Source organism: Microbacterium sp., assembly GCF_047607225.1.
In the GTDB taxonomy this organism is placed as follows: Bacteria; Actinomycetota; Actinomycetes; order Actinomycetales; family Microbacteriaceae; genus Microbacterium.
On sequence record NZ_JASGDO010000017.1, the window covers coordinates 1 to 12649 of the forward strand.

Consider the following 12649-nt stretch of genomic DNA (forward strand, 5'->3'; position numbering starts at 1 on the left):
AGGGGTCAGGCGGCGAACCTTACCCTATCTGCGCTGTGGTATCCTTGAGGTTGCCGAAAGGACATAACTGCATGCTTTTTGAGGTTGGCGAGACGGTCGTCTATCCGCACCACGGCGCCGCGACGATCATCGAGGTCAAGGACCGGATCATCAAGGGCGAGACCAAGAAGTACCTGAAGCTGAATGTCACGCAGGGTGACCTCGTCATCGAGGTCCCGGCGGACAACGTCGACTTGGTCGGCGTTCGCGACGTGATCGGCCAAGACGGTCTGGAGCGCGTGTACGACGTGCTTCGCGCTCCCTTCACCGAGGAGCCGACCAACTGGTCGCGCCGGTACAAGGCGAATCTCGAGAAGCTGGCCTCCGGCGACGTCATCAAGGTGAGCGAGGTCGTGCGCGACCTGTGGCGCCGTGACCAGGACCGTGGTCTGTCGGCGGGCGAGAAGCGCATGCTCGCGAAGGCCCGTCAGATCCTCGTCTCCGAGATCGCGCTCGCGCTGAAGACCGACGAGGACAAGGCCTCGGCCGTTCTCGACGAGGTCCTCGCCAGCTGACAATCCCTCGCTCGAGGGTCTCCGCGCGCCATGATGGGGCGATGAGCCCTTCTGCGCCCGGGTCGGTTCCCGACCTCCGTCGTCGCGATCTCACCCTCGATCTCGCACGCGTCCTCTGCGTGCTGTTCGTGATCATCGTCCACCTGCTCCAGGTGGGGATCGGTGTCGGGCCCGACGGATCGCTCGTCACGTCGCGTCCCGCCGAGCAAGAGCCCTGGTTCAACGCGGCGACGTGGGTCGGCCAGATCATGCCGCTCTTCTTCGTGGTGGGCGGATTCGCCTCGGCGGCCGGGTGGTCGTCGTGGCGTGCGCGCGGGGGAGACGCCACCGGGTTCATCCGCAGCAGGACTCTTCGCCTGGCTCAGCCCGCGCTCCCGGTGTTCGTGTTCTTCGCGATCGTCCTGGCGACCGCGGCGCTGGCCCAGCTGGCTCCCGACGTCGTCGCGGCGGCCGCCGTGGGCGCCGGCTCGCCGCTGTGGTTCCTCGCCGCCTACCTGCTGTGCCAAGCGCTGGTGCCGGTGATGGTGGGCCTCCACGAGCGGGCGCCGCGGCGAACCCTGCTCGTGTTGGCGATCGGCGTGATCGTCGTCGACGCGGTGAGGTTCACGACCGGTGTGACCGAGATCGGGCTCGTCAACCTGCTGCTGGTGTGGCCCCTCGTGCAGCAACTGGGCTTCTGGTACCGCGACGGGTGGTTCGACCGCCGGCACCCCGTCAGCCTCCTCGCGATCGCCGCGGCGTGCTACGCCCTGTTGTGGCCGCTGACGACATGGGGGCCCTACTCCGCGTCCATGCTCGGCAACCTCAACCCGCCGACTCTTCCGCTGGTCGTCCTGGGGCTCGCCCAGGCGTGCCTCTTGCGGCTGGCCCGGCCCGCGCTCGGGCAGCTCATGGAATGGCGGCCCGTACGCGCGTTCATCTTCGTGATGGGGACGCGACTGATGACGGTCTATCTGTGGCACCTTCCCGTCATCCTCATCGTCTCCGGAGCGACCCTCCTGATCCCCGGCGCGGCGCCCGCGCCCTCCTCACCCGCGTGGTGGTGGTCGAGGCCCGTCATGTTCGTCGTGGTCCTCGGCGCCGTCCTGGCCCTGTCGCTCCTGATCGTCAGGTGGGAGGCCATCGGCGATATCGGTCCCGCACCGTCTGCGACGGTCGTGGCCGTGGCATGGGTCTGCGCCTTCGTCCCGCCCTTCGTCGTCATGCAGTGGTTCCTCGACCTCGGCTCGGCCGTCTCCGGTGCGATCCTGCTGACGGTGGCGGTCGTGCTCCTGCGTCGCCGCGGGCGCAGCGCGCACGAGCCGTCACCGGAGTCGCGCTCGGTAGTCTCGGAGTCATGACGGACTCCGTGCTTCCCCGGCCTCACACCTCGATCATCGTCGTGGCGGCTGGCTCGGGAACGCGGTTGGCCGCGGGGGCTCCGAAGGCGTTCGTCGGGATCGACGAACGAAGCATCCTGCACCACGCCTTGACCGGCGTGCTGGCGGGGCCTTTGGCGCAGATCGTCGTCGTCGTTCCCGCCGACCGCCTCGGCGATGCCCGCACCGAGGTCGAGGGTCTCGCGGGGGAGCGGCGCGATCTGATCAGGATCGTCGCGGGAGGTTCCACCCGGCAGCAGTCCGTCGCGGCGGGACTGGCGGCCGTCTGGCCCGACGTCGAGTTCGTTCTCGTCCACGATGCGGCTCGCGCGCTGACACCGCCCGACGTGTTCGCCCGGGTCGTGGCGGCGCTCGAAGACGGGCGCGATGCGGTCCTCCCCGTTCTTCCGGTCGTCGACACCATCAAGCGCGTCGACGGTGAGGAGGTCGTCGAGGCTGTGGACCGTTCCGTCCTCGCTTCCGCCCAGACGCCGCAGGGCTTCCGGCGTGCTGTTCTTCTCGCAGCGCTCGTCGAAGCGACCGAGGACCACACCGACGATGCGGCGGCGGTCCAGGCGGCCGGTCACGCGGTGACGACCGTGGAGGGCGACGAGCGGTCGTTCAAGATCACGACCTCCGCCGACCTCGATCGCGCCCGGGCGCTCCTCGGTCACGGGCGGGGGCATCGCGCGGAGGGGACGCCGACTCTGCCCCGAGTGGGAGTCGGAACCGACGTGCACGCCTTCGGCGGCGATGGCACTCTGTGGCTCGCCGGTCTGGAATGGCCGGGCGAGCAGGCGCTCCACGGGCACTCCGATGGCGACGCAGTCGCTCATGCGATCGTCGACGCCGTGCTGGCAGCGGCGGGTCTCGGCGACATCGGCGAGCACTTCGGCACCGATCAGCCCCAGTACGCCGGTGCGCACGCTGCGGCGTTTCTCGGTCGCACGCGTCAGCTCGTAGAGAGCGCAGGCTGGCGGATCGGGAACGTCTCGGTGCAGGTGCAGGCGCGTCGGCCGCGGTTCGCTGCGCGCCGGGCGGAGGCCGAGCGTGTGCTGACCGTGGCGCTGGGGGCTCCCGTGAGCGTGTCGGCCACCACGACCGACGGACTCGGTTTCACCGGCACCGGAGACGGAGTCGCCGCCTTCGCCGTCGCCCTCGTCCATCCCGTCTGAGCGTCGCCCGCCCCTGTCGCGGTTCAGGGCCCCGTGCCTCCCACATCGTTCTCGGGGCAGGCGCCGGTAGGCTGGTGCAGTGACGGTCCGGCTCTATGACACACAGGCGCGCGCTCTGCGCGACTTCGTCCCGGTCGACCCCGCGCGCGTCACGATGTATGTCTGCGGGCCGACGGTCCAGTCCGGGCCGCACATCGGCCACGTGCGGGCGGCGCTGAGCTTCGACCTGCTCCGCCGCTGGCTCGAGTATCGGTTCGGCGCCGTCACCTTCGTCCGCAACGTCACCGACATCGACGACAAGGTGCTGGACAACGCCACCGAGCGCGAGCCGTGGTGGGCACTGGCCTACCGCATGGAGCAGGAGTTCTCGCGGGCGTATGCCGCGGTGGGCATCCGCCCGCCGACCTACGAACCGCGCGCCACGGGATCGATTCCGCAGATGATCGAGCTCATCGAGCGGCTGATCGAGGCGGGCCACGCGTATGCGGCCGGTGAGACGGCGCCGGGGGATGTCTACTTCGACGTACGCTCGTGGCCGGCGTACGGAGAGCTGACCCGTCAGTCGATCGACGCGATGGAGTCTGCCGCCGATGCCGACCCGCGTGGCAAGCGCGATCCGCGCGATTTCGCGCTGTGGAAGGGCGTCAAGGATGGCGAGCCCGACGATGCGGCATGGTCGTCGCCGTGGGGGCGCGGCCGGCCCGGCTGGCACATCGAGTGCTCGGCGATGAGCCGCCGGTACCTCGGCGCGGAGTTCGACATCCACGGCGGCGGACTCGACCTGCGCTTCCCTCATCACGAGAACGAGCTCGCCCAGTCCCGCGCCGCCGGAGACGCCTTCGCCCGCTACTGGGTGCACAACGGACTCGTCACGGTCGGCGACCAGAAGATGTCGAAGTCGCTCGGCAACTTCCTGCTCGCCGACGACGTGCTCCGCACGCATGATCCGCTGGTCGTGCGCTACGCGCTCGCGGCCGCCCACTACCGGTCGAGCCTCGACATCACCGCGTCGTCGTTCGAGGAGGCCGCCGCCGCGCTGGATCGTATCCGCTCGTTCCAGCAGCGCGTCACGAGGGTACGGGGAGCCGATGCGAAGCTCGTCGCCGCCGACCTCCCTGCGGCCTTCGCTGCGGCGCTCGACGACGATCTCGGTGTGCCGCAGGCACTCGCCGTGGTGCACGAGACCGTTCGGGCCGGGAACAGCGCGTTGGATGCGGGCGACGAGATCGCCGCTGCCGCCGCCGCCGTGCAGGTCGGCCGGATGACGGGACTGCTCGGGCTGAACCCCGACGACCCGCAGTGGCAGGCGGCCGAGGGCGGGGCGACACAGGCGCTCGACGCGCTCGTGCAGACGATGGTCACCCAGCGCGCCCGCGCGCGTGAAGAGAAGGACTGGGCGACGGCCGACCGCATCCGCGATGCGATCGCGGCGGCAGGCATCGCCCTCGAGGATGGTCCCGAGGGGACCCATTGGAGTCTGAACGATGGCTAAGCCCGGAAACCCCGCTGCAGGCAGGGGCAAGAAGAAGGGTCCGACCAAGGGATCGGGCGGGAAGAACCGACGCTCGCTCGAAGGCCGCGGCCCCACCCCGAAGGCCGAGGACCGCGCCTGGCACCCCGCAGGCAAGCGCAAGGCCGCGGCGGAGCGCTACGCCGCGGCGGGCGGCAAGGGCAAGCCCGGCCAGGGCGGACGCTCCTCGTCGGGAGGTCGCGCGAAGAAGGACGATGACACCGAGTTCGTGACCGGCCGCAACTCCGTGCTCGAGGCGCTGCGCGCCAAGATCCCCGCGACCGCCTTCTACATCGCCCAGCGTGTGGAGATGGACGACCGCGTCAAGGAGATGCTCTCCATCGCGACTCACCGGGAGATCCCCGTCATGGAGGTGACCCGGCCCGAGCTGGACCGGATGGCCGGTTTCGACGGCGTCCACCAGGGCGTCGCCCTCAAGGTGCCGCCGTACGAGTACTCCCACCCCCAGGATCTGCTGGAGGAGATCGTCGATCGGGGCGAGCTGCCGCTGCTGGTGGCCCTCGACGGGGTCACCGATCCGCGCAACCTCGGCGCCATCCTGCGATCGACGGGAGCCTTCGGTGGGCAGGGCGTCATCATCCCGCAGCGCCGCTCGGCGAGCGTCAACTCCGCCGCGTGGAAGACGAGCGCCGGTGCTGCCGCGCGCATCCCGGTGGCCGTCGCGCCGAACCTCACCACGACGCTCAAGGAGTTCAAGAAGCAGGGCGTCTTCGTCCTGGGGCTCGACGGCGACGGCGACGTCATGCTGCCCGCGCTGCAACTGGCCGACCGCCCCGTAGTGATCGTCGTGGGGTCGGAGGGCAAGGGGCTCTCACGGCTGGTGACCGAGACGTGCGATCAGGTCGTCTCGATCCCGATCTCGGCGGCGACCGAGTCGCTCAACGCCGGGATCGCGGCCTCCGTCGCGCTCTACCAGGTCTCCACTCTCCGCGCCGCCACGGCGTAGACCGCGCTCGGTCTCACCGAGGCCCACGCCGCCCGAGACCTAAGGCAGATCCCCGCGCGCTCACGCGCACGCTGTCGGAGATCCCCGGATGGATCGGGGCCGGGAGACGCGTGAGGCGCGGGTTCGCTGCGGTCACTTCTTGTACTGGTAGGGGTTGGTGAGCACTTCCGTCTCCGGGATGTCGGGGTGCTGACCGGCGATCCAGTCGTCGCCGACCTCGCGCTCGAGGTACGCGACCGTCTCGTCGAGCTTCGCCCGGACACCCCGCAGGTCTCCCGCCGTGACCTTGCCCTGCCACTTGACGACCTCTCCGCCGACGAGGACCGTGTGCACGTCGCCGCGCTGCGCCTGGTAGACGACCTGACCCCACGGGTTGATCAAGGGCGCCCAGGTGGGGGAGTCCTCGTTCTTCAAGAGCACCACGTCACCGAGCTTCCCGACTTCGAGCGAGCCGATGCGGTCGATCTCGCCGATGGCCTCGGCGCCGCCGCGGGTGGCCATGTGCACGACGTCCTCGGCGCGGAGCTTGACGTGCGTGATCGTCTCCGCGGGCTCCTGGCGGTGCGCGTGGAAGTGCTCGAGGGCGCGGTCGGCGTTGACGGTGGCGCGCATCGCCGAGAACAGGTCGGCCGAGAACCACACGCTCGTGTCGACCGAGAGCGAGGTGGGGATGCCGTGCTTGCGCAGCTGATGGATCGGCGGATAGCCCTGGCCGCAGGTGTCCTCGGACTCTGTCGCCAGGGAGACATTGCCGCCCGTGGCGGCGATCATCTGGTACGACTCGTCCGACAGCGACGCGGCGTGGACGTAGGTGAATCCTTCCTCCATCACTCCGGCGTGATACGCGTTGCGGATGCCCCAGTCGTTCGTCGCGCCCCAGACACCGGCATGGGTGGTCACGCGCAGGCCGAGCTCCTTGGCCACGCGGTACGCCGCGAGCTCGGGGAACTGCTCGTCCTGATTGGGGACGTCGAAGGCGATCTGGGTGCCGAACATGCGCGAGTCGTCGCGCGACGCGACCAGCAGGCGCTGCACGGCGGGATCGGCCGTCCACTCCCACGGGGACTGGTGGATGTTGCCGTACGCGAAGACGAAGCGCCCGGGTGAGGAGACGAGCGCGTCGAAGGCGGCCTCGCCGTGCTCCACGGTGCGCAGGCCGTGCGACCAGTCGACGCTCGTCGTGACGCCGGACTCGATCGCATCGAGGGCGGAGATGAGGTTGCCGGCCGCGTAGTCCTGGGGGCGGAACTTGGCGCCGTGCTGCAGGTAGTACCAAACGAAGTACTGCGTGAGCGTCCAGTCGGCGCCGTACGCCCGCATCGCGGTCTGCCACATGTGCCGGTGCGTGTCGACCATTCCCGGCATGAGGATGCCGCCGGAGGCATCGATCACGCACGCGTCGGCGGGCGCCTCGACGTGCTCGCCCACCTCGGCGATCACGCCGTCCTTGACGAGCACGTCTCCACGGGGGAGGACGGTGTGGGCGGCATCCATCGTCAGGACGATGCCGCCGGTGAACAGCACCGGTTGTCCCGGTCGCGGGGCGGCGTCGTGAAGCGCGGGCGAGGCCATGAGCTCATCTCCTTTGATCAGCTGCGTTGTCGGGTTGTTCAGCGTTTTGTACAGTCGGGTCAAACGCTGGGTGACCCCAGCATGGACCATCGTGACGCGATTCGGAAGAGGCTCTTGATCGTCTCTCAGGTTTCCTCGCTCCCGCTCGGCTTGACACGGATCGCGCGCCGTGGTTTACAGTGAGTTCAGTAGGACTGAACACTCTGGACGTGGTCGGTCCACCCCTCGGTGCGAGGACGCCCGAGTGACGCAACTGCAGGGAGGCAGCGCATGGCGAGGTTCGTGGTCCGCCGCGCAGCGGAGGCCGAGTACGTCGATCCGGGGCCCCTCGCCCCGGGGTCGGTGGGCGTGACCCGCTGGCGCGGAGTGGGAGAGGAAGACGGCGCGGCGCACACCGATTTCGGGATCACCCGACTCGCGCCCGGCGGCAGCACCGCGTCGCACGTCCACTCCTTCGAGGAGAGCTTCCACGTGCTGGAGGGCGAGGTGGTGCTCGTCACCCCCGAGGCCACCGTGCGGCTGGTCGCCGGCGACTACGGCGTCATCCCGATCGGCGTTCCGCACGCGTGGCGCGCCTCGGGCGAGCACGGCGCCGCGTGGTCTGATCTGTTCGCTCCGCCCGCGCGGGAACGCTACGGCTCGGACACCTACCGGGTTCCCGAGCTGCCGGAGCGCGAACCCATCTCCGTCGACACGCGCGACCCCCGGACTCGTTCGTTCGGCAACATCACCGACGAGCACATGAACCCGGGACGGCAGTCGCAGGAGCTGCTGGCGGTCTCGGCGAGCATGCGCACCGCTCTGCTGGTCTACAGCGGCATCACCCTGAAGATGATGGTCGACTCCGACCTCGGTGCGACCCTCGGGACGCTGTTCATGGTGCGCTACGCGCCGGACGGCAAGGCCGGTCCGCACGACCACCCGCTCGAAGAGGCCTACCTCATCACCGAGGGCGAAGTGCGGGCGATGTTCGACGGTGAGGAGTTCCTCCTCACGGAAGGCGACATCGCGTGGGCCGGCGTCGGCTGCGTCCACTCGTTCGAGGCGACCGGCGACGAAGTGCAGTGGCTGGAGACCCAGTCGCCGCAGATGCCCCCACGACACGCGTACCGCTTCGTGCGCGACTGGCAGTACCTGGAAGAACGTCTCGAGGAGGAGATGTGAGCGAACGGACCATTCTCGTAGCCGGAGGATCCTCGGGGATCGGGCTGGAACTGGCGAAGGACCTGGTGGCCGGTGGCGACCGCGTCGTCCTCACCAGCCGCAGCCGCGAGACCGCGGAGGAGGTGGCCGCCGGACTCGGCGACCGGGCCGTCGGCATCGCGCTGGACGTGTCGGAGCCGGAAGGCATCGCCGAGCAACTTCGCGGCGTCGGGGCCCTCGACGGGGTCGTGATGGCAGCGATCGAACGCGACGCCAACACGCTGCGCGAGTACGACATCGCCCGCGCCCGCCGGCTCATCACGCTGAAGCTCGTGGGATACACCGAGACGATCCATACCCTTCTCGATCGCCTCGAGCCGTCGGTCGACACCGGCATCGTGCTCTTCGGCGGCCGGGCCAAGGACGCCCCCTATCCCGGATCGACGACGGTGTCGACGATCAACGGCGGCGTCGACGGCCTCATGAACACCCTTGCGCACGAGCTCGCGCCCATCCGCGTCAACTCGCTCCATCCCGGCATCATCGGCGACTCCCCGTTCTGGGCGGGCAAGCCCGAAGGCGTCCTGAGCGGATACGAGAGCCGCACCCCCGGCGGGGCCCTGGCAACGATGCTCGATGTCGTCGATGCGACGAAGTTCCTGCTGTTCAACCGCGGGGTGTCGGCGCACAGCCTGAACGTCGACCGCGGCTGGCGCATCAGTTGAGCCGCGTCGGACGCGATCGGCAGAACGAGAGGAAGGAGCGATCATGAGCATCGCGACACGCGGCACGATGGGTGTCGACTGGGAGCAGCGGGTCAACTTCGAAAGGCTCCGCGACGAGCGACTGGCCCGTCTCCATGCGCAGCTCGAGCGGTCGTCGTTGGGGGCGGTCCTCGCGTTCGACTTCTCCAACATCCGCTACGCCTCGGCCACCCACATCGGCACCTGGGCGATGGACAAGCTCATCCGCTTCTGCCTCGTCACCCGCAAGACCGACCCGATCGTGTGGGACTTCGGCTCCGCGGCCAAGCACCATGCGCTCTTGAACCCGTGGCTGCACGAGACCCACATGGAGGCCGACGCCGACCCGCACGCTCCGCACCACGGGGCCACGCGGCCGCGCCAGGAATCGGGTGCCCGCGCGGGCATCTCCACCCTCCGCGGGGCCTTCCCGCCCGACGCGGGGATCGCCGAGGAGGTCGCGCGCAAGATCAAGCGGGAGCTGGAGCGCTTCGGGCTGGCGAACGAGCCGCTGGGTGTCGACGTGGTCGAGCTCCCCATCCTCTTCGCGCTGCAACGCGAGGGGATCGAGGTGGTCGACGGCCAGCAGGTGTTCATGGAGGCGCGTCGCATCAAGACGGAGGACGAGATCACCCTCCTCACCACGGCGGCCTCGATGGTCGATGCGGCCTACGACGAGCTCTACGAGTTCCTGCGGCCGGGCGTGCGCGAGAACCAGTGCGTGGGGCTCGTCGCGAAGTCCCTGTACGACCAGGGGTCGGAGTACGTGGAGGGCGTCAACGCCATCTCGGGCGAGCGGTGCGCTCCGCACCCGCACGTGTACTCGGATCGTGCGGTGCGGCCGGGCGACCCGGCGTTCTTCGACATCCTGCACTCGTACAACGGCTACCGCACCTGCTATTACCGCACCTTCGCCGTCGGATCGGCCAGCCCCGCCCAGCGCGACGCCTACAAGAGGTGCCGTGAGTACATGGACCGGGCGATCGCGGCGGTCAAGCCCGGCGCGACGACGGCCGACATCGTCGAGCTGTGGCCCACGGCCGAGGAGTTCGGCTTCCCCGACGAAGAAGCCGCCTTCGCCCTGCAGTACGGACACGGCGTGGGGCTCTCGATCTGGGAGAAGCCGATCTTCTCCCGCCTCACCTCGCTCGATCACCCCGAGGTGCTCGAGGAGGGGATGGTCTTCGCCCTGGAGACGTATTGGCCGGCCGCCGACGGCTGGGGCGCGGCCCGCATCGAGGAAGAGGTCGTGGTGACCGCCGACGGCTGCGAAGTGATCACCAAGTTCCCCGCCGAGGAACTGCTGGTTGCCGGCGGCGGGCGCTACTTCACGGTGAACGGGCCGCTGGCCGGTATCCGTGACTCCCAGTCCCACCTCAACACGCCCGAAGGGCGGGGCGAGGCCTGACCGCCCCCCGTGCGAAAAGCAGGCTGAGCGCCGCCGTGTCGCCCGATGGCGGCCGGCGGCGCCCGTCTGCCCCTGCTTTTCGCACGCGTCGACGGCGAGCCCGTCCGGCCCGGCCCGGTCGCGCGGCCGAGATGTGCACTTTGAATTGACTGATGTGCAGTGACACTTGACAGAGTGTTCACTGATTGCTTCACTGGAATCCATCCCAGACGGATCCCCGACGATGTGGAAGGTCTGACACCCGGTGTTCGAACCCGTATTCCTCGCGCAGCAAGTCCTCAACGGACTGAGCTTCGGCGCACTGCTCTTCCTCCTGGCCAGTGGCCTCACGCTCGTGTTCGGTCTCATGCGGATTGTGAACATGGCCCACGGCGCCTTCTACATGCTCGGCGGCTACATCGGCGTCGTGATCGCCACCCTCACCGGCAACCTGCTGGTCGCGGTCGTGGCCGCCGTCGTGGCGGTCGGCCTCACCGCGTTCGTCGTGGAGGTGCTTCTCCTCCGCTTCGTGCGAGGGCAGGAGATGCCCGAGGTGCTCCTCACGATCGGCGTCTCGTTCGTGATCGCCGACCTCTGCCTCGCCGTCTTCGGCGGAGACCCCCAGAACCTCCCCAACTCGGTCCGCATCCCCGGCGCGCTGATGATCGGCGACTTCGCCTACCCGTGGTACCGGATCTTCGTCATCGTCCTGGCCGTCGTCATCGGCGTCGCGCTCGCTCTCGTCCAGACCCGAACCCGGGTCGGCGCGGTCGTCCGGGCCGGTGTCGACGACCGGGAGATCATCACCGCGATGGGAGTGAACATCCGCTGGGTGTTCACGGGCATGTTCGTCGTCGGGGCCGCGCTGGCCGCGATCGGCGGCACGATCGGGGCGGGCATGCAGAGCATCCTCCCGGGCGTGCAGAACGAGGTGCTCCTCTACGCGCTCGTCGTGATCATCATCGGCGGGCTCGGCAGCGTCGCCGGTGCCGCCGTCGGAAGCGTGCTGATCGGACTCATCGATGCCTTCGCCAAGGCGTGGATCCCCGAGCTCGCGTACTTCACGATCTTCCTGCCGATGGCCCTCGTCCTCGTCTTCCGCCCGACAGGCCTGTTCGGAAAGGCTGCCTGATGAGCAACCGCATCGTCGAAACCCGCACGGTCCGCACCCTCGGCGCCCCCCGCCGCGACCGCGGGCAGCTCGTCAACATCGCACTGCTCGGGCTCCTGCTCGTCGCCGCCCTGGCGGTTCCCTACCTGGGAGTGTCGAGCTTCTTCGTCTCGCTGTCCTCGACCATCCTCATCGCGGCGACGCTGGCCACGAGCGTCAACTTCCTCGCCGGGAACGGTGGAATGGTCTCCCTGGGTCACGCGGGCATCGCGGCGGCCTCCGCCTACGGGGCCGGATGGGCCTCGCGGCAGGGCTTCGATCCGGGCATGCAGGTGCTGTTCGCGCTCGGGATGACCCTCCTCGTCTCGCTCGTCTACGGACTCCTGTCGATGCGGACGAGTGGCATCTACTTCCTCATGGTCACCCTCGCCGTCGGCATGCTGATCTATGGCCTCGCCTTCCGGCTATCGTCGGTCACCGGGGGAGAGAACGGCATCTCCGGCATCGCGCGTCCCGAGTGGATGGACTCGTACTGGATCTACTACTACGTGGTCCTGGGCGTGTTCGTGGCGGCGACCGCCGCCCTCTGGGTGATCGGCAACTCGCCGTTCGGAGCGAGCCTGCGCGGCATCCGCGACAGTGAGAGCCGGATGCGGAGCCTCGGCTACAGCGTCCGCTCCTACAAGCTCGGCGCGTTCATGATGTCGGGCACGGTCGCCGGTCTCGCGGGTCTGCTCGCGGTCTGGCACACCCACTTCGTGAGCCCGTCCTCCGCGGGTGTGGACCGCTCGGTGCACCTGATCGTCATGGTGATCCTCGGCGGAGTGGGAACCCTCCTCGGTCCGCTCATCGGCGCGGCGATCGTCGTGCTGGTCGAGAACGTGCTGTCCAGCCACGTCGATCGCTGGCCCACGATCCTCGGCCTCATCTTCATCCTCGTGATCCTCTTCGCCCGCGCGGGCATCGCCGGCAGCACCAGAAAGCTCTACCGCCGGCTGCGTGCACGAGCGTCCTCGGCGCCCCCGCCCGATCGGGGCGCGCCCGACGGTGTCTCCACACCCGACGGCACCCACCGTGCACCACATCACACGGCACCTCACCCACCCCAAGGAAAGGACCTGCAATGACG

General features: G+C 69.2%; 11 protein-coding genes. 10 read left to right on the forward strand and 1 reads right to left on the reverse strand.

The window, feature by feature from the left end; translation table 11 throughout:
* Positions 1 to 71: 71 nt before the first annotated feature.
* From QM591_RS03015 to rlmB, 5 genes are all read left to right on the forward strand, one after another.
* Positions 72 to 554 carry a CarD family transcriptional regulator gene (locus QM591_RS03015; protein ID WP_067162088.1) on the forward strand — a complete coding sequence of 161 codons (483 nt, stop codon included), beginning with the start codon at positions 72 to 74 and terminating at the stop codon, positions 552 to 554.
* A 41-nt stretch (positions 555 to 595) separates the two neighbouring features.
* Complete coding sequence (locus QM591_RS03020) at positions 596 to 1894, forward strand: acyltransferase family protein (protein WP_415129478.1); 1299 nt, start codon at positions 596 to 598, stop codon at positions 1892 to 1894.
* The gene (ispD, locus tag QM591_RS03025; protein ID WP_415129480.1) at positions 1891 to 3087 is read left to right on the forward strand and encodes a 2-C-methyl-D-erythritol 4-phosphate cytidylyltransferase; all 1197 of its coding nucleotides are present in this window, start codon (positions 1891 to 1893) and stop codon (positions 3085 to 3087) included. The genes QM591_RS03020 and ispD overlap by 4 nt, the downstream gene beginning before the upstream one ends.
* Before the next feature lie 79 nt (positions 3088 to 3166).
* The gene (gene cysS, locus QM591_RS03030) at positions 3167 to 4579 is read left to right on the forward strand and encodes a cysteine--tRNA ligase (protein WP_415129482.1); all 1413 of its coding nucleotides are present in this window, start codon (positions 3167 to 3169) and stop codon (positions 4577 to 4579) included.
* Positions 4572 to 5564 (forward strand): 23S rRNA (guanosine(2251)-2'-O)-methyltransferase RlmB, encoded by a 993-nt coding sequence (rlmB, locus tag QM591_RS03035; RefSeq protein ID WP_415129484.1) that lies wholly within the window; start codon positions 4572 to 4574, stop codon positions 5562 to 5564. The genes cysS and rlmB overlap by 8 nt, the downstream gene beginning before the upstream one ends.
* A 132-nt stretch (positions 5565 to 5696) precedes the next feature.
* Here the strand turns inward: rlmB and QM591_RS03040 are convergent, their stop codons facing one another.
* Positions 5697 to 7136, reverse strand: coding sequence for an amidohydrolase family protein (locus tag QM591_RS03040; protein WP_415129486.1), 1440 nt, complete (start codon positions 7134 to 7136; stop codon positions 5697 to 5699).
* A gap of 270 nt (positions 7137 to 7406) precedes the next feature.
* Between QM591_RS03040 and QM591_RS03045 the strand changes: the two genes are divergently transcribed.
* The 5 genes from QM591_RS03045 (at position 7407) to QM591_RS03065 (ending at position 12647) form a co-directional block, all read left to right on the forward strand.
* Positions 7407 to 8300, forward strand: coding sequence for a cupin domain-containing protein (locus QM591_RS03045; protein ID WP_415129488.1), 894 nt, complete (start codon positions 7407 to 7409; stop codon positions 8298 to 8300).
* Complete coding sequence (locus tag QM591_RS03050; RefSeq protein ID WP_415129490.1) at positions 8297 to 9004, forward strand: SDR family NAD(P)-dependent oxidoreductase; 708 nt, start codon at positions 8297 to 8299, stop codon at positions 9002 to 9004. Before QM591_RS03045 ends, QM591_RS03050 begins: the two co-directional genes overlap by 4 nt.
* A gap of 43 nt (positions 9005 to 9047) precedes the next feature.
* On the forward strand, positions 9048 to 10430 hold the full coding sequence (locus QM591_RS03055; RefSeq protein ID WP_415129492.1) for a M24 family metallopeptidase: 1383 nt from the start codon (positions 9048 to 9050) through the stop codon (positions 10428 to 10430).
* Positions 10431 to 10674: 244 nt separating this feature from the next.
* On the forward strand, positions 10675 to 11541 hold the full coding sequence (locus QM591_RS03060) for a branched-chain amino acid ABC transporter permease (protein WP_415129494.1): 867 nt from the start codon (positions 10675 to 10677) through the stop codon (positions 11539 to 11541).
* Positions 11541 to 12647: a branched-chain amino acid ABC transporter permease gene (locus QM591_RS03065; protein WP_067162065.1), complete on the forward strand. Its 1107-nt coding sequence runs from the start codon at positions 11541 to 11543 to the stop codon at positions 12645 to 12647. Before QM591_RS03060 ends, QM591_RS03065 begins: the two co-directional genes overlap by 1 nt.
* Positions 12648 to 12649 lie beyond the last annotated feature (2 nt).

What these genes read in the sequence shown, in the direction of transcription:
- QM591_RS03015 (WP_067162088.1), top strand. Translation starts at nt 72, where the DNA reads ATGCTTTTTGAGGTTGGCGAGACGGTCGTCTATCCGCACCACGGCGCC.
- QM591_RS03020 (WP_415129478.1), top strand. Translation starts at nt 596, where the DNA reads ATGAGCCCTTCTGCGCCCGGGTCGGTTCCCGACCTCCGTCGTCGCGAT.
- ispD (WP_415129480.1), top strand. Translation starts at nt 1,891, where the DNA reads ATGACGGACTCCGTGCTTCCCCGGCCTCACACCTCGATCATCGTCGTG.
- rlmB (WP_415129484.1), top strand. Translation starts at nt 4,572, where the DNA reads ATGGCTAAGCCCGGAAACCCCGCTGCAGGCAGGGGCAAGAAGAAGGGT.
- QM591_RS03040 (WP_415129486.1), bottom strand. Translation starts at nt 7,136, where the DNA reads ATGGCCTCGCCCGCGCTTCACGACGCCGCCCCGCGACCGGGACAACCG.
- QM591_RS03045 (WP_415129488.1), top strand. Translation starts at nt 7,407, where the DNA reads ATGGCGAGGTTCGTGGTCCGCCGCGCAGCGGAGGCCGAGTACGTCGAT.
- QM591_RS03055 (WP_415129492.1), top strand. Translation starts at nt 9,048, where the DNA reads ATGAGCATCGCGACACGCGGCACGATGGGTGTCGACTGGGAGCAGCGG.
- QM591_RS03065 (WP_067162065.1), top strand. Translation starts at nt 11,541, where the DNA reads ATGAGCAACCGCATCGTCGAAACCCGCACGGTCCGCACCCTCGGCGCC.